The 16,686-nt window shown below is 54.6% G+C and carries 15 protein-coding genes; 5 read left to right on the forward strand and 10 right to left on the reverse strand.

Translation table 11 applies throughout. The features are described from left to right. Positions 1 to 34: 34 nt before the first annotated feature. Positions 35 to 1,261 carry an HD-GYP domain-containing protein gene (locus NI000_RS19335; protein ID WP_253413090.1) on the reverse strand — a complete coding sequence of 409 codons (1,227 nt, stop codon included), beginning with the start codon at positions 1,259 to 1,261 and terminating at the stop codon, positions 35 to 37. Positions 1,262 to 1,364: 103 nt separating this feature from the next. Between NI000_RS19335 and NI000_RS19340 the strand changes: the two genes are divergently transcribed. Beyond that, positions 1,365 to 2,201, forward strand: coding sequence for a DUF92 domain-containing protein (locus NI000_RS19340; protein WP_253413091.1), 837 nt, complete (start codon positions 1,365 to 1,367; stop codon positions 2,199 to 2,201). Between the two features lie 185 nt (positions 2,202 to 2,386). Here the strand turns inward: NI000_RS19340 and NI000_RS19345 are convergent, their stop codons facing one another. The 5 genes from NI000_RS19345 to NI000_RS19365 all read right to left on the reverse strand — a co-directional run bounded on the left by NI000_RS19345 (position 2,387) and on the right by NI000_RS19365 (position 9,066). Next, positions 2,387 to 4,831 carry a beta-propeller domain-containing protein gene (locus NI000_RS19345; RefSeq protein ID WP_253413092.1) on the reverse strand — a complete coding sequence of 815 codons (2,445 nt, stop codon included), beginning with the start codon at positions 4,829 to 4,831 and terminating at the stop codon, positions 2,387 to 2,389. A 144-nt stretch (positions 4,832 to 4,975) separates the two neighbouring features. Next, positions 4,976 to 6,274 (reverse strand): sensor domain-containing diguanylate cyclase, encoded by a 1,299-nt coding sequence (locus tag NI000_RS19350; RefSeq protein WP_253413093.1) that lies wholly within the window; start codon positions 6,272 to 6,274, stop codon positions 4,976 to 4,978. 180 nt (positions 6,275 to 6,454) lie between these two features. Continuing rightward, entirely contained in the window at positions 6,455 to 6,805 is a 351-nt protein-coding gene (locus NI000_RS19355; protein WP_253413094.1) for a LapA family protein, read from the reverse strand. Positions 6,806 to 6,887: 82 nt separating this feature from the next. Next, positions 6,888 to 8,678, reverse strand: coding sequence for an oligoendopeptidase F (pepF, locus tag NI000_RS19360; protein ID WP_253413095.1), 1,791 nt, complete (start codon positions 8,676 to 8,678; stop codon positions 6,888 to 6,890). A 226-nt stretch (positions 8,679 to 8,904) separates the two neighbouring features. Next, complete coding sequence (locus NI000_RS19365; protein WP_253413174.1) at positions 8,905 to 9,066, reverse strand: hypothetical protein; 162 nt, start codon at positions 9,064 to 9,066, stop codon at positions 8,905 to 8,907. Positions 9,067 to 9,214: 148 nt separating this feature from the next. On the opposite strand from NI000_RS19365, the gene NI000_RS19370 reads away from it, so the two are divergent. Further along, positions 9,215 to 10,885, forward strand: a complete 1,671-nt coding sequence (locus NI000_RS19370; protein ID WP_253413096.1) for a thiamine pyrophosphate-binding protein — start codon at positions 9,215 to 9,217, stop codon at positions 10,883 to 10,885. A gap of 271 nt (positions 10,886 to 11,156) precedes the next feature. Here NI000_RS19370 and NI000_RS19375 read toward each other — a convergent pair whose 3' ends face one another. Next, positions 11,157 to 11,954, reverse strand: coding sequence for a TerC family protein (locus NI000_RS19375; RefSeq protein ID WP_253413097.1), 798 nt, complete (start codon positions 11,952 to 11,954; stop codon positions 11,157 to 11,159). Between the two features lie 284 nt (positions 11,955 to 12,238). Then, positions 12,239 to 12,430, reverse strand: a complete 192-nt coding sequence (locus NI000_RS19380) for a hypothetical protein (protein ID WP_054974061.1) — start codon at positions 12,428 to 12,430, stop codon at positions 12,239 to 12,241. Positions 12,431 to 12,705: 275 nt separating this feature from the next. Between NI000_RS19380 and NI000_RS19385 the strand changes: the two genes are divergently transcribed. The 3 genes from NI000_RS19385 to NI000_RS19395 all read left to right on the forward strand — a co-directional run bounded on the left by NI000_RS19385 (position 12,706) and on the right by NI000_RS19395 (position 13,997). Continuing rightward, entirely contained in the window at positions 12,706 to 13,404 is a 699-nt protein-coding gene (locus NI000_RS19385) for a class I SAM-dependent methyltransferase (RefSeq protein WP_253413098.1), read from the forward strand. Between the two features lie 98 nt (positions 13,405 to 13,502). After that, on the forward strand, positions 13,503 to 13,700 hold the full coding sequence (locus NI000_RS19390; RefSeq protein ID WP_036680064.1) for a cold-shock protein: 198 nt from the start codon (positions 13,503 to 13,505) through the stop codon (positions 13,698 to 13,700). Positions 13,701 to 13,787: 87 nt separating this feature from the next. Continuing rightward, a complete protein-coding gene (locus NI000_RS19395) occupies positions 13,788 to 13,997 on the forward strand; it encodes a hypothetical protein (RefSeq protein WP_253413099.1) in 210 nt (69 codons plus the stop codon). A gap of 53 nt (positions 13,998 to 14,050) precedes the next feature. On the opposite strand, the gene NI000_RS19400 is transcribed toward NI000_RS19395, so the two are convergent. Further along, complete coding sequence (locus tag NI000_RS19400) at positions 14,051 to 14,716, reverse strand: nitroreductase family protein (RefSeq protein WP_253413100.1); 666 nt, start codon at positions 14,714 to 14,716, stop codon at positions 14,051 to 14,053. A gap of 193 nt (positions 14,717 to 14,909) precedes the next feature. After that, a complete protein-coding gene (locus tag NI000_RS19405) occupies positions 14,910 to 16,301 on the reverse strand; it encodes a SulP family inorganic anion transporter (RefSeq protein WP_253413172.1) in 1,392 nt (463 codons plus the stop codon). Between the last annotated feature and the right edge of the window lie 385 nt (positions 16,302 to 16,686).

Consider the following 16,686-nt stretch of genomic DNA (forward strand, 5'->3'; position numbering starts at 1 on the left):
GGCAAGCGATCTGTCGCAGCCGGCTTCCGAACGATCACGCCTCGGAGGCCGGGCTGGACAGGGCTGCGTCGGAATAACGTTTTCGGACTTCCAAAAGCTTGGGCAGTTGTTCCATGAACACATCGACGATTTGCGGGTCGAAATGCGCCCCGCGCTCCTCCTCAAGCAGCTTCAAAATCGGATCTAGCTCCCAAGCCTTCTTGTAGATACGCTCGCTGCCGAGCGCGTCGAATACGTCGGCAATCGCCGTAATGCGTCCGTAAATGTGGATTTGTTCCCCGCGAAGACCGCGGGGATAACCGCTGCCGTCCCATTTCTCATGATGCTCGTGAGCGACGATTGCCGCCGCTTTCAGGATGCGGCGCTTTGAATTTTTCAGCAGACTGTAGCCGATCGTCGTATGCGATTTCATGACGTCGAATTCTTCGGCCGTCAGCTTCCCGGGCTTCTTGAGGATGGCGTCGGGGATGGCGACTTTACCGATGTCATGCATAGGGGAGGCGTTCTTCAGCAGCTCGGCTTCCTCTTCGCTCATTCCGAGGCCGAGTGCAAGGAGGTACGAATATTCGGCGACACGCTTGACGTGATTGCCCGTCTCCTTGGAGCGGTTCTCGCCGATTTCGCCCATCGTCAAAATAATTTCCTTCTGCGTTTCCTCGATTTCGTGAGACAGCAGGGCCGATTCCAGTGATTTTCCCGCATACGAAGCGGCCAGCGTCAAATATTCCAAATCCTTCTGTGAAAAATGCCCGCTTTTCGTGAGCTTGTTCATCGCTTGGAAAGCTCCCGTGATTTCGCCTTCGTTGTTGCGGAACGGGACGACCATCAGCGCTTTCGTGCGATAGCCGGTTATGCCGTCCATGATGATGGCGCCACTTTTCAGCACATCCGCAAACTCTTCGTTCGCATAAGCGTCGTCGACAAAGATCGGACGGCTCTCCCGGACGGCCAGACCGACTAGGCCTGAATGGACGGATATCCGAAGCGGGGGCGCCCCATGGGCGACGGTGGAATATAGCTCGTCCTTGTCGCGATCCAGCAGCCAGACCGTACAGCGGTCGGAGACAACCATCTCCCGTCCCATGTCTGCCATCAGCATCAGCAGGCGGTCCAGCTTGCGCTCGTTGCAGATTTTGGCAGCATAATCGAAGATCACCCGGAGCATTTCCTGCGGTTCGAGGTCTTCTTTGGCCTGTCTCTCTTCTTTATCGTGCGCCTCGTACAACGCTTCTCTCTCCCCGGTACCTTTTTTCCATCTCAAGTCAAATCATATTATAATGGCAATAGGTCTGTAAACATAGGACTGTCGAAAAACGTAATTTTTTACGATCCTATTCATGGGGTTGGAAGGGGGCTCGGATGAGTTGCAGCATTGGATCATCGGATTGGCAGGAAGCGTTCTGATTGCCGGAGCGGCGTACAGGAAACGTTCGCTGTCTGGATCGGGGTTTGCCGCGGCGGTCCTGCTCGGAACGCTGATGTATGCGGCAGGAAGCTTGGCTTGGTTCGGGACGCTGATTGCTTTTTTTATCTCGTCTTCGTTGTTGTCGAAGTGGAAGAGCAAGAAGAAGGCGGCTGCCGAGAGCGGCTACGCCAAATCCGGTCGGAGGGATGCCGGCCAGGTGCTTGCCAACGGCGGCCTAGGGCTCGCTCTTTGTCTGGGAGCCGCATTTGTACCGCATCCGGCTTGGTGGGCCGTCTACATCGGTGTGATGGCAACGGTGACTGCGGACACGTGGGCGACGGAGATCGGCGGCCTCAGCCGTACGGCCCCGCGCTCCATCGTCAGCGGCCGTCCGGTGCCGCCAGGCACTTCCGGCGGCGTATCGCCACTCGGACTTGCCGCATCCGCGGCCGGCGGCTTGTTTATCGGCGCCGTCGCATGGGCGCTGGCGGCGCTGCAACCGGAGCAGGCAGGGGACGCCTCTGCGTGGGCGGTCTCCGTCCGGTCGGCGGTCGGCCTGTGCGTCCTCGGGCTGGTTGGGGGCCTCGCCGGGTCGCTGGCCGACTCGTGGCTCGGGGCGGTGGTTCAGGTCATGTACCGCTGCCGCGTCTGCGGGAAAGAAATCGAAAAAAACCGCCACTGCGAGGCAGCGGCGGTTCGAATCCGAGGGTTGGCGTTCATGACCAACGACACGGTTAACGCTTTAAGCTCGGCGTTTGGCGGCGCCGTAACTCTCCTACTCTCGCTGTGGCTGTAACAGCGGTTTAATCCTCTTCCTTGCGGGAATAAGCGAGCTTCGTTACATACATGGTGATGCCCGAGATAAGCAAAGCGACGATGATGCTGATAACGATAACGGTAGTTACCATGGCTTAAGCAGTCCTCCAAGCGGATAAATGTCACTTCGGTCATTGTACCCCATGGAGGACAAAAAGCCAACCGTTACGGATTGCGCGGCTTCCAGGCCGGGAGCTGCAGCGAGCCGACTTCGCGCAGCGTGTTCAAATTGTTTGCTTTCAGCATGTCGGGCGAGGACGAATACAGCGTATCGCCGATATACAGCAGGCGCTCGATATTGCGTTCGCTGCCGTACCAGTGCTGGCCTGCTTTGTTCATATCGTCTCCCGTCAAGTGCGTGATCTTGCCGCGAAGCTGGAAGCCTTTTTGCAGATCCAGCCCGTAAACGTAAGCGCCCTGGAAGGTGAAATCCCCGTATTTCGATGCGTTTTCCTGCGTGTTGGCGCCGGTCTTGTCTTTCAATTCCGCAACAGTGACCGGGAAGGCGAGCAGCGACTTCTCCTTGGAAAACAGCAGCGCTTTATGATTGTGCAGCAGCGGCGATTCGGTCCCCCGGTCGCCGATCGTTTCCTTGAACAGCTCCTTCGGATTCGCCACATCGGATACATCGAACAGAGCTAGCTTCATGCCTTGATAGAAAGCGACCGTGTCAGAGCCGTCGCCTTTCTTGTTAGCCACTTCCACGGCTTCCTTGCCGAAGCCGATCAGATGGTTCTCGTCGTACGGATGCAGGTAGTCGCTGTAGCCCGGAATTTTCAGCTTGCCGAGCATGGCCGGCGCTTGAGGGTTGCTCAGGTCCAGGACGAACAGCGGATCGGTATTTTTGAACGTCACCATATAGGCGCGGTTCCCGGCATAGCGTACGGAATAGATGCGCTCGCCCGGGGCCAGTCCTTCCAGCTTGCCGACGACGCTTAGCGATTCGTTCAACACATACACGTTATTTTTCGACGTATGTTCGTCGTTCCGCCACATGTCGCCGCTTGTGGTGGCGATGCGGAAGTAGCCGTTGTGCTCATCCATCGAAAATTGGTTCAGCACATGTCCCGGCACCTTGCCGCGTCCGACATACCGGACCGTTCCGTTATCCATGCCGAATTTATAAATGGCGCTTGTCATACTAAGCGGCGCGGGCATGACGCTGGCCTTGCCGTCCGTCTGCACCGTCTGCTCATTCTCTTTCACCGGCTCGTATTCGCTCACGGTGACATACAGGTTGTCGGGAGAAGCGTAGACGTTTTGACCGGAGCCGAGATAGCTCGTCACCTGCATTTTTTGATCGGGCTTGCTAAGCTTGAGGCCTCCGATCAGCAAATAGTTCGGCTCGACGGCTTTCGGGAAGTACCGGATATCCTCGTAGCCGATCGTAATAAATTGGTCTCCGGCAGCGGAGTCGCGGTAGGCCGGCAGCGATTCGTTCGCCTGCTTCGCGGCGGAGTCCGCCTCTTGGCGCATGATCCAAAAATAATTCATCGATTTGTTCGTTACGACGTACAACGAATCGCCGACTTTGCGCGAAGAGACGTAATGTCCTTCCAGCTCCGCCTCGCGGACTTGCTTTAGCTGGGTCCGGTCGCCAAGCTCGTAAACGATCGTCTTCGTCGTTGAACGGGTCGGGCGTCCGGGCCATACGACCATCTTCTTGGCTTCTCCGATGCTCGGCTCTACAGTAGCCGCAGGGCTGGCGTCATAAGGAATCGGTCCCGGCTTCTCGTACGTCGGATAAGACGTGTTGCCGACAACGACGAGATAGTTGTTATCGACATACAGCTCCTGCGGATAAAAATTCGGGTCCGCCCAGTAGACGGTGCTGACGACGCTCATGCTTTCGGCCGGATACGCTTTCGTCACGAGAACGCGGTCGCGATTCACCTGATAGATGTAGGTGCCGTCCGACTTGATGACATCCGCTTCATCGACGCCCTGCACCTGTACGTTCGTGCCGGAGTAGGAGGGAGCCGCTGCGTCAGAAGACTGCTTGGCGGCACTGCCGGCGGCTTGCGGTGCGGCAGCGGACGACTTCTCGGTGACCGCGACCGCATTATCGCCCAGTAAGATCATGCCACGTCCGCCGCCGTGAACGGAGGCGGATTCCTTGAGCAGCGCTTCCATCCGTTCCCGCGAACCGACGGTCGGCAAGCTTTTGTCCGCGTCGGCAATCGTTACGTGCTTGTTCAGGCCGTCCCAATAAACGTTAAAATCGAACGACTCGCTGAAAAAGCGCAGCGGTACCAAAATATTTCCATTATCGAGCGCGGGCGCTTCGTCCAACGTGATGGCTTCGCTTTCGCGGAAAGCTTCCTTGCTGTCCAGCCGAAGCTTGATCGAGCGATCCGCTTTACTTGCCGTGGCCGATCGTTCGGCTTCGTCCCACTGTACCTTCACTCCGAGCGCATCCGATAGCTCGCGAAGCGGCACCATCAGCGTGTTTCCGATCAAACGGGGCTGCACGGACAAGCTGACGGTCTGTCCGTTTAGCGTCAGCGCGATGGCTTGCCCCGTATCCGCCGCCACCGATAACGGCGCCGGGGAGACGGAAGTAAGGAGCGTCAATGCCAACATGCCTGCAAAGAGTGTTCTTTTCTGCACTTGTTTTTCCTCCTTTGATGTGTCGTACCCTCTTTGTACCCTTTTTGGAATATCTTCATGTTCACCCCTACTGACGTGCCCCCCGAAGAAATTGTTTCATCAAAAACCGCTCTTTTCCAAAAAGAAAAAGAGCGGTGTGCCGATTTATTCGTCGTCATAAGCTATAGCCCGGTTCCGCCCTTCCTGCTTGGCCCGATAGAGCGCCTTGTCCGCGCGGATAATCAGCTCCCGCGGAGAGACGTCGCGGACGGGAATCATCGTCGCAACTCCCAGACTCGCGGTAACGAACGACGAGACGGCGGAGCCGCGATGAGGGATGCGTAGAAGTTCCACCTCCGAGCGCATTCGCTCGGCCACGTAAAGCGCGCCCCGACCGTCCGTAACCGGCAGCACGATGACGAATTCCTCGCCGCCGTATCTTGCAGTCATGTCGCCCGGACGCTTGGCTGCGCGCCGCATCGCTTCGGCCACATATTGGAGGCAGGCGTCGCCGTCATGATGTCCGTAGGTGTCGTTATACCGCTTGAAATAGTCGATATCGAGCAGTATAACGGAAAGCGGCGTGGAGAAGCGCATGGCATGCCGCCATTCCTTGGCAAACCGCTCATCGAAAAACCGCCGGTTGGCGAGCCCGGTCAGCGCGTCGATCGAAGAAATTTTTTGCAGCAGCTCGTTCGTTTTCATCAGTTGCTGTTCCGTTTGCTTGCGCGAAGAGATGTCCCGGGAGATGCAGATCACCGTTTGTCCGTTTCCCGAATCGTGTTCGTCCCCTGTAATTCGTCCGCTTGTTTCGAACCAGACATAACCGCCGTTTTTCGTGCGAATCCGGTACGAGCTCAAAGGCAGATTCGGCGCCGTCTCCATAGGGGACGTAATCCCGGGGATTTTCGTCAAATCCTCGGGATGAAACAAATCGTAGGCGCTGATCCCGATCAATTCCTTGGGCTCGTACCCGAGCAGAACACGGCAAGAAGGGGAGATATACAAAATACGGCCGGACAAATCGTGCATCGACACAACGTCCGTGCTTTGCTCTATGAGAGTCCGGTAAAGAGAATCGCTACCCGCATCGCTCTCCAGAATTTGTACGAAAAGAGAAGCCGGCGATCCGTGTGGCCGGGGGACGACGGGCGCCGTGACGGAGCACGGGACCAGCGTGCCGTCGCTGCGGATAAGCCTTGCTTCGAACGGCTGAGCTCCGGGCGTCCCGTCGACCAAATCCTTCATTATACTATGAATCTGCTTTCTATCGTCGGGATGAATAACAGGTTCCCAAGGCATGCCGTTCAAGGCCTCTTCGGGATAGCCGATTTGCTTGCCGAATGCAGGATTGACGCGAAGAAATAGGCCTTCTTCCGAGAAGAAAGCCATACCGTTCGTGGATAGCCTAAATGCGCTGAAATATAATTGGGTTTGCTCTGCATCCGTCCATTGATCAACCATGCTGCCGGCATCCTTCCTGCATGGATTACGTCCTAGTAACTAGGAAAATCGTTCCATAAACTCGCACTTACTATATTAATGAAAGTGGAGTTTTTGATCAATGAGGATGGAAAGGTTATGGCAGATTTAATATAAATTTTACTATTTCTTGACTATTTAAAAAACGATCGGCATAAACCGTTATTTGTTGGAGTTCTTTCCGTCTTCCGCATGTTCCAAGTCCGCATCTGCGGAAAGAAACGCCCGGCTTCCCGTGTCTTCGGTAACGGTCAGAGCTTGCTCGGAGGACGTCTCGTTCAGCCGTTTCTCAAGCTGCTTGATCTTACGCTGCAGCTTGATCTGGCGGAACAAGCCGATCAGGAAGGCGATCAAGCCGCCGAGCAGGGTAGATCCCAGTATGACCAGAATAAGCGGAATGTCGGCTTGGGTGAATAAAAAATTCACGCGGACGGGCTCCACGTTAATAACGGCGAATACCGCGGTAATAAGGGCAAAAAGCAACGTGCTGATCAACATCCATTGGGCTCTCATCGAAATCGTCTCCTTTTGACTGCTGCATGAAGGGGCAAAAAGGCCGAGCCGGGCAATACCGGACTCGGCCTGTGTCGGCGGCTTATTTCGCCAGCGCTTCCATTTGCTCCAGAAGCTCTTTGAATACGCTCATCGCCTGTTTGATCGGTTCCGGCGTCGACATATCCACGCCTGCCTTCTTCAAGATATTGATGGAGTAGTCGCTGCTCCCGCTTTTCAAGAAGCCGAGATAGCGGTCGACGGCCGGCTGGCCCTCGTCCAAAATCTGCTTCGCGAAACTGGTGGCAGCCGAGAAGCCGGTGGCATATTTGTACACGTAGAAGCTGTTGTAGAAATGAGGGATGCGCGCCCATTCCATCTCGATGTCCTGATCTACCGCCATATCCTTGCCGTAATACTGTACGTTCAAATCGTAGTAGATTTGGCTCAACAGCTGCGGGGTAAGCGTTTCGCCTTGCTCCGCTTTTTCGTGAATGATTTTCTCGAACTCGGCAAACATGGTTTGCCGGAAGACCGTCGTACGGAACTGATCCATATAGTAGGTTAGCAGGTACATTTTTTCTTTTTTGTCCGTCGACTTCTTCAGCAGGTAATCCATCAACAGCGCTTCGTTCAGCGTGGATGCGACTTCCGCGAGGAAAATCGTATATTGCGCGTAGCGGTAAGGCTGATTCGCGTCCGACAAGTAGGAATGGAGCGCGTGGCCCATCTCATGCGTCAGCGTGAACATGCTGTTCAAGTTGTCCTTGTGATTCAGGAGCACGTACGGATGGGTGCCGAATGCGCCCCAGCTGTAGGCCCCGTTGCGCTTGCCTTCGTTCTCGTAAATGTCGATCCAGCCGTCTTCGAAGCCTTCCTGAAGGGTCTTCAAATACTCTTCGCCGAGCGGCTTCAAGCTTTCCTTGACCGTCTTCTTCGCTTCCTCGTACGTGATCTCCAGGTCGTATTCTTCGACCAGAGGGGCGAACAAGTCGTACATGTGCAGCTTGTCGATCTTCATCAGCTTGCGGCGCAGCTCCATGTAGCGGTGCATGAGCGGCAGCGACTCGTGAATCGTATTGATCAGATTCGTGTACACTTCCTTCTTGATGTTGTCCCCGAACAGCGACATTTCCAGCGTGGAAGGGTACTTGCGAATCTTGGAGTAAAAAATATTTTTCGTCACGTTGGCGGCAAGCGTCGAAGCGATCGTGTTCTTTTGCTTGCCATACGTAGCGTACATCGCTTCAAAAGCTTGCTTGCGGACGTCGCGGTTGCGGCTTTCGAGGAATTGGATGTAGCGGCCGTGCGTGAGCTCGACTTCCTCGCCTTTTTCGTTTTTCACCTTCGGGAACTTGATGTCCGCGTTGTTGATCATGCCGTAAATCGTGCTCGGCGCTTGCGACAGGTTGCCGACTTGGGCCAGCAGCGCCTCCTCCGCTTTGCTGAGCACGTGCTGCTTCTCGCGGATCAGCTCTTCGAGCGTCCTTTTGTAGAAGGCGAGCTGGGGATCGTTCACCAGCTTCTGCAGTTGGTCGTCCGACAAGCTCAAAATTTCCGGGGAAATGAACGAGGTCGCTTCACCGGCTTCAACGCTTAATCTTTTCGATTTATCGGATAAGGCCTGATATGTAGGGTCTGCCATGTCCTCGTGATGCTTCATGTTGGCGTAGACGTACAGACGCTCGGTATGTAGGGAGATTTTATCCTCCAGCTCGAAGCACTGCTTGATGGCCGCCGGGTCGTTCAGCTTGCCGTGAAAGCGGCCGATTTCCTTCAGCGCGTTTTTCGCTTCTTGATGCTCTTGATCCCAGGCCTGCTGGTTCGGAAAAAGGTCCTCCAGGTTCCAACGGTGTTCCGCAGGAACGTCGCTCCGCTTCGGTAGTTGATTCATGGGAGCCCTCCTTGTCAAATGAAATGGTTTAGCTGCTTGATTCGCAGCCGCCGCCGATCCGATCACAACACCGGAGAGCAGCGCACCGGACAGCAGCAACGGCAACAATCGCATTACCCGCTCACGCTCCAAGCTGTTTATGGGTCCGTTGGAAAGCTCTAGTTAGTATGGCCGGAGCGCGGGTTAAATATAAGTATAGGGAATTCAAGGAAAGAAGTCTATTCGCTTACTTCGCGCCGGAAAAAAAACTAAAAATCATCAGCACGAACGAAAACGAAACCATCACCAGCGCCAAAATGGCCAGCGGCCGTTTCACATTTGCCGGAAGGGTATCTTTTTTCATGATTAAGATCAGCGCGAGCGAGAACGAAATTATCATGAACGTCAAGATTGATGCGCCATTGCTCAAAACTTATCACCTCTACTGTCTATGTTCGCCAATTCGGGCGGTTTTCCTTTAACTCCTTATGAAAAAAATTGCAATGGGAAACGTTCCAAAGGGAACGCTATACCGGAAAACGAAAGGAGTGATTTGCATGAGCCCTTCCACTGCCACGCCCCCGGTGCTAGCCGACAACACCAAGCCTACATCGGGCTTATCCGTATCGCAGTTCGTCTTGGAGCAGTTGAAGGCTTGGAAGGTTGAGCGGATCTACGGCGTGATCGGCGACGCCAATTTAAGTTTATTGGATGAGCTCGGAAAACAGAACGCGATCCGGTACGTGGCCTGCCGGCATGAGAGCGGCGCCGCGCTGATGGCTTCCGCCGAAGCCAAGCTGACGGGAAGGACGGCGGTATGCCTGGCGACAAGCGGTCCAGGTCTAACGAATATGTTGAACGGTCTTGCCGATGCCGCTATGGATCGGGCGCCGGTCCTGGCGCTAACGGGGCAGGTCGAAACGGCGAAGATCGGCACTCGGGCCAAGCAGTATGTAGACCAGCAAAAGCTCAATGCCGCCATTGCGGGAAAATCCGAGCTGGTCACACATGCGGACGCGTTGCCCGAATTGATGGAGCAGGCGCTTGTTCACGGCTTTCTCCAAGGGCAGGTGACTCATCTATCCATCCCGAAAGACTTGTACCCGGTGAAGGTAAAAGGCGGGATAAAGCCGTACGCCGCCCATCTGCATCAGCCGCTGGCCGCTCCCGACAACGAAATTGCGGAATTGGCAGACTTGCTTGCTCCCGCCGAGCGGCCGGTCCTATTCATTGGCCGCGGCGTGAAGCAGACAGCGGAGCATGTCCTTCAGCTCGTGGAGAAGCTGTCTGCTGCCGTCATCACAACAATGCCCGCCCGGCCGTTGTTTCCGAACGATCACGAATGCTACGCGGGCGGCCTCGGTCAGGCCGGCAGCGAGGCGTCCAGCGTTCTGCTGGCCGAGAGCGATCTGATCGTCATGCTCGGCGCAACATGGTGGCCGGACGATTATGTGCCAACGCAGGCGCGGATCGTGCAAGTCGATTGGAACCGGGAAGCGATCGGCCTCGGTCACCCGCTGCATAAGGGCGTCGTCGGTGACCTCGGGCAGATTGTACCCAAACTCGTCGCTGCCGAGCATCTCTCGGCAAAAGACCGCAGCGCTTGGCGCGCCCGGGTTCGCGACGTATGCACGGGCTGGAAACGGCAGATCGAGGCCGAGGCTCGGGCCGATGGCACGCCGATACCGCCGCAGCTCGTCATTAAAACGCTTGCGGATCACGTATCAGACCAAGCGATCGTCGCCGTCGATACCGGCGATCATACGCTATGGTTCAACCGTATCTTTCAAGCCAAGGCGGGGCAGGATATCCTGATCTCTGGCCGGTGGCGGACGCTTGGCTTTGCTTTGCCGGCGGCAATAGCCGCCAAGCTCTGTTATCCGGACCGCCAAGTGCTCGCCGTAGCAGGGGATGGGGGAGTGGTCCAGACGCTGATGGAATTCCAGACGGCGGCCGAGCTGCGGTTGCCGATCGTGCTGGTTGTTCTCAACAACGGCGCTTACGCGATGGAGCAGGACCGGATGAACGTCGCCGGCATGAACCTGACCGGCAGTGCGATTCAAAGTCCCGATTTTGCAACTATCGCCGAAGCCTGCGGCGGCTCCGGTTATCGGGCGTCGAGCCCCACCGAATTCGAGCAATCTCTCCGTCAGGCGCTATCCGGTAACAAGCCCGCGCTGATCGACGTCCGCACCGCAGCAACCCCCGTTCCGCATGCTAAAATTTGAGCTTAACACAGCAAAGCCGGCACCAGTGGAATGTGCCGGCTTTTCGTACTTACCTCACTTATAAGCCTCGAGGCTGATTTTTGTTTTTGAACGGATCTTTGAAATAATGCAGACCGAGGGTAGAGTAACTGTCGGAGAGCTTGCGTGCCGCCTTTGACAACGGGTTATTACCATAATATCCAGTTCATTTTAACCCGTTGTCAACAGCGGCCGGAGGCAGTTATTCTACCGCTTAGCGAGCACTTTATTTCAATGTTCAAGAACAACCCGCTCAGCCTCGCGACTTCACCAAAATCATGCGTCCTTTTTCATCGCGCTTCGCTTCGAAGCTGTCGTTCGGTTGGATGTCCGCTCCCTGCTCCAGATCGGGCGGGATCGTCAGGTGGCCGCTCTCGTTAATGGATACCAAGGAGCCGTAGATTTTTTTCCAGTAGCCCGCCAGGAGGACGCCCACGACGACGATGGCTACCAAGCCCCACTTCACGATCGGGTTGGCGATAAACCAATCCTTCACAAGCGGGTCTCCCGTCAGCATCGAACCCGCGGTATAAGCAAGTACGCCGGAACCGATGTAGATGATCCAAGGAAATTTATCAAGCAGTCGGATAAACATGGTGCTGCCCCATACCATGATCGGTACGCTGATAATGAGGCCGAGCACGACCAGAAGGAAGCTGCCGTGAGAAGCGCCGGCCACCGCCATGACGTTGTCGAAGCCCATGGCCGCGTCAGCGATCATAATCGTACGAATGGCGGGCCAGAGCTGCGGTTTGGCTTCGATGGCATGGTCTTTCTTGTCCACCAGCAGCTTGTAGGCGATCCAGATCAGCACGACTCCGCCGATAAGCAGCAAGGCAGGCAGCTTCAGCAGCCAGACGACGGCGAGTGTAGCGATGACACGAATGATAACGGCACCGACCGTTCCCCAGAGGACTGCGCCTTTTTGCTGTTCTTTCGGCAAATTACGCGCTGCGAGTGCGATGACGATGGCATTGTCCCCGGCAAGTACGAGGTCGATCAAGACAATGTTCATCAGGGCGAGAAGAAATTCTACGGACAACCATTCCATGTCCTACCACTCCTTTTTACGTTGTTGTTGGTGTTAGTATTTACACAAAAATGACCTCTACCATATCGGTACAGGTCATTTTTCCACCAAAAAAGACCTTTACTTCAATGGCAAAGGTCTTGCTAACAACGTTCCGTTGCCAATAAAGCCGGGGCTCTTCCCAGAACCCGAACTGACGACTTTACTGTGACAGCTACTCCCCTTTGGAGGACATCCTTATGTAATTGTCCTCATTATACCGAATGGACAAGCCGGGCGTCAAGCTAAAATATGTCCAATTTCGATTAAACTTGACGGAAAGCTTCCATAATACTTTCACGCTCTTCGTCGGTGCCTTGGAACCGTTCCTTCGAGAAGCGTTCGTTCACCCAATGCATCATCTCCGGGCGGCTGAGAAACGTGTGGCAATCCTCGCCCCACTGGTCAGAAATTTCTCTTAAAATCAACTGCTTTCCGTTGACCTCGACCGTCAGCATGTTCCATTTGTCTTTTTTGTAGATCGTATGTTTTTTAATCCCCTGATTTTTCAAGGCTGTTACCTCTTTCTATTCCATTGGTTGCGGGCGATTGAGAGACCCATCGCTATCTCTACCTTAGCATGAATTGATCTTGGCTTCAACCAAGCGGGCAATCATGTAGCGATTGTCAATCACCATAGACCGTGATAAAATGCCAATAAGCTCCAGCACCAAGCCGGAGGGCAGGTGGGGGCCAACCTATTCAATACATGAGCAGAGGAGAGCGGAGAAAGATGAGCAGAGGGTATGAGCAGATTGGAGTGGCAATGACCTGCCGGTCGTTTGCCGAGTACGAACGCATGTTTAGGCTGAAGCCGGAGCTGCTGGAGGCGGGTCCGATTTTGGACGTGGCCGCAGGAGCTTCGTCGTTTGTAGCGGAAGCCGCTGCCCGCGGATTGGCGACCAAAGCGGCCGATCCGATGTACGAGCTGTCGGCAGAAGGAATTTACCGCCACGGGATGACGGAAATCGAAGTGTCGACCGGGAAGCTGACCAAGCTGCGGGAGAGCTTTGATTGGACGTTTTACGGCGACCCTGACCGGCATCGTGCGATGCGGGAGGCGTCGATGAAGACGTTTGCCGACGATTATGCGCACCCTTCCGAAGGAAACAAGTATACGGCAGCTAAGCTGCCTCATCTTCCATATGAGGACGAGTCGTTCGGACTTGTACTGTGCAGCCACTTTCTATTTCTGTACCACGAGCAATTCGACTATGACTTTCACGCCGGCGCGCTGCGTGAGCTGCTAAGGGTATGCCGCGCAGGCGGAGAGGTGCGGGTATATCCTGTCATCACACTGCAATGGGATCGGTATCCGATGCTGGACCGGCTTCTGGAAGAGCTGCAGGCGGACGGATTCGAGGCGTCTTTGGAGCTCTCTGAATTGCCTTTTATTCCCGGTTCCAAAGAGCTGCTGCGCGTACAAAAATAAGGCTGCGTATAATTTAGGTCTTATTGATTTATCCTGATAAGGGTGATATACTTTAACCATTCGCCCTTGATGGCGATACATCTAGGAGGTTGTTTTCATTGAAAGGTACAGTAAAATGGTTTAACGCAGAAAAAGGCTACGGTTTCATTCAAGTAGAAGGCGGCGACGACGTATTCGTACACTTCTCCGCAATCCAAGGCGACGGCTTCAAAACTTTGGAAGAAGGCCAATCGGTTGAGTTCGAAATCGTTCAAGGCAACCGTGGTCCACAAGCGGCTAACGTTCACAAACTGTAAGACGAAACTAACTACGATGCCCGGTCGACAATCGGTTGACGGGTTTTGATATAAGCTTTCTTTTAGAAATCAAAACGATGAAACTTCTTGAATTCGCTTCTTGATTTCGCAAGAAAACTTACCGCTGCGGCGGTTTTCATCTCATCGTTAGATAGTTTGCTTAAGTTTCAATGCCAAATGAAATCCAACAAGGCGGTTCTTGGAATAATCGTTCCAGGAACCGCTTTTTTTGCATCCCTGGCGGAAGGCGAATATGCCGAGAAGCTGCTGAAAATGATGGACGCCTTCGAAAAATAAAGAACGCCCCAGATACCGACATTGGTCCGAGGCGTTCTTTAGCGATTCCGTAATTAATCGACGATACGCAGAATGTCGTCGATTTCCTTGCGCGGCAGGCGGGCCGGCCGCTCGGAAGGATAGCCGAGGGCAATGACCATGTTGATCTGGCATTCCGGGCGGATGTTCAAATATTCGCGAAGCTGGTCTTGGGCGAGCAGCACCGGACCGGTCATCGGGCATGTGCCAAGCCCGCGGGCATGCGCGGCCAGCATCAGATTTTGCGCGGCGAGGCAGCTGCTCTTGATGCCTTCTTCCGCCCACACCGCATCGTCGACCAATTCGACGGGATCGAAAATACGCTCCCGGAACTTGGAGTTGTATGGCGTCGCGAGACATACGATCAGCACAGGCGCATTCGAGAAAGCCGTAGCGTAAGGTCCGAACGACTTGGTCAGCAGGCGGGCTTCCTTGGACAGGCCGCGCTGCTCCGCTTCGGCAGCTCTGCGGTGCAGCTGCTCCCAAGTAATCTGCTCGATTTCTTTAATTTTGTCGCGATTCATCACGGCAATGAATTCCCACGTTTGGGAGTTCGTGTCGCTTGGGGCGTAACGGGCGCAATCGATGATTTCGCGAATATCTTCGACGGCAACGGGCTGATCCGTATATTTGCGGATGCTGCGGCGGTCAAGTGCGATCGTTTTGAATTCATGGTAGGCCAGTGTAGATGTATCGGTCATTGCGGGTCATCCTCTCTGTTTGACTTGCGGTATTTCTTAGGACTTGGTACTAAAAGCTCTTTTCCATTATAACGGGACCGCATGGAAATGACAACCGTGTGGCGTGGCTGACGGATGAGCTAAGGTCGCATAAGATCGGGCCCAGCAGAAAACCCGCTCCGCATCATCCGATGCAGGAAGCGGGCCTGGAACGTCAATGGGCGCCGGGCACGGACAAGCCGATGCGGTCGATCAGCCGTTTGCTTTCATCGTTCAACCCTTTGAGGGTCACGTTCTTGCCAAGCATTTCATAGCGGGTGATCATCTTCGCTACGGCGTTCACGGCCGAGTGGTCCCATAGGTGAGATTGACTGAAATCCACGGTGACGGAATCGGGGTCCCCGGCATAGTCGAATTGCTCGATAAAGTGGGAGACCGTTCCGAAAAACATTTGTCCGGACACCTGATACTGCTTGCTTCCGTCCGGGAGAAGCGTTGCGGCTGTTCGCAAGGTTGCCATTTTCCAAGCGAAGATGACAGCACTCAGAAGAACGCCTGCAAAAACGCCTTTGGACAAATCATGCGTAGCGACGACGATGATAACCGTAACGATCATCACGAACGAATCGGTTTTCGGGATCGTACGAAGCTGCTTCAGCGAACTCCAGTCGAACGTGCCGAGCGAGACCATGAACATGACGCCGACCAAAGCCGCCATCGGAATTTGCTTGACGACATTGCCGAGAACAAGAATCAGGAAAAGCAGAAAGACACCGGCTACCAAGGTCGAAAGCCTAGTCCGCCCGCCGGACTTGACATTGATGACGGATTGGCCGATCATCGCACAGCCTGCCATGCCTCCGAAAAAGCCCGTCACGATGTTCGCAAAGCCTTGGCCGCGGACTTCCCGGTTTTTATCGCTTTTGGTATGTGTCATTTCGTCCACGATTGTTGCCGTCAGCAGCGACTCCAGAATGCCGACCATGGCCAAGGACAGCGAATAAGGGAGCAGGATAAGCAGTGTCTCGAACGTAAGCGGAATTTGCGGGATATGAAAAGTCGGCGGGACGTTCGTCAGCTGCCCCATATCGCCGACCGTTTTGACATCCAGATGCAGCCCGATCGTTAGTATGGACACGATGAGGATGGCTGCGAGTGCGGAAGGTACAGCCTTGGTCAGCCGCGGCAGCGTGTAGATAATCACAAGCGTCAAAGCGACCAGACCGTACATGATCCAGCCTTGTCCCGTAAAATGCGTCAGCTGAGCCATAAAAATCAAGATGGCGAGCGCATTGACGAAGCCCGTCATGACGGAGTGCGGCACGAACGTAATAAAACGCCCGAGCTTCATCGCTCCCATGAGCCATTGGATAATCCCGGTCAATACGGTGGCGGCGAACAAATAGTCGAGGCCATGCTCCTTCACGAGCGTAACCATCAGCAAAGCCATGGCCCCGGTTGCAGCCGAGATCATAGCGGGCCGGCCACCGGTGAAAGAAATGACGACCGCCATGCAGAACGAAGCGTACAAGCCGACCATCGGATCCACTCCGGCAATGATGGAAAAAGCGATAGCCTCGGGAATCAAGGCGAGGGCTACCGTCATTCCGGATAGAATATCCGCGCGCGGATTGGAAAACCAAGCCGTATTCAATTTTTGCAAAAACAATATCAGTACCTCCTGATCTACGATGATGTGACTTTCCACTCTCAGAAAAGTCGGGGCCGATAGTCAATGGGTTAGATTATACAAGAAATCGGAACGCCGTTCCATCCTGTGAAAATTGAAAAAAACGGTTTCATTGCAAATTTATTGGACTATACGGCTCCGTTCGGCAAATTTCTTGCCAAAATGAAAAACCGCACCCGAAGGTACGGTGAGCTTGTTGAGAAAGTGGGCAATTGAGGTAATAGAGGTTACGAAGGGGTGGGGTATCCACTTCCGACCGATGCCCCGCCCCGCAAAGTGAAGTTGAATCACGGAAGCTTAG

The sequence above is a fragment of the Paenibacillus tyrphae genome (assembly GCF_024158745.1).
Taxonomy (GTDB): Bacteria; Bacillota; Bacilli; order Paenibacillales; family NBRC-103111; genus Paenibacillus_G; species Paenibacillus_G tyrfis_A.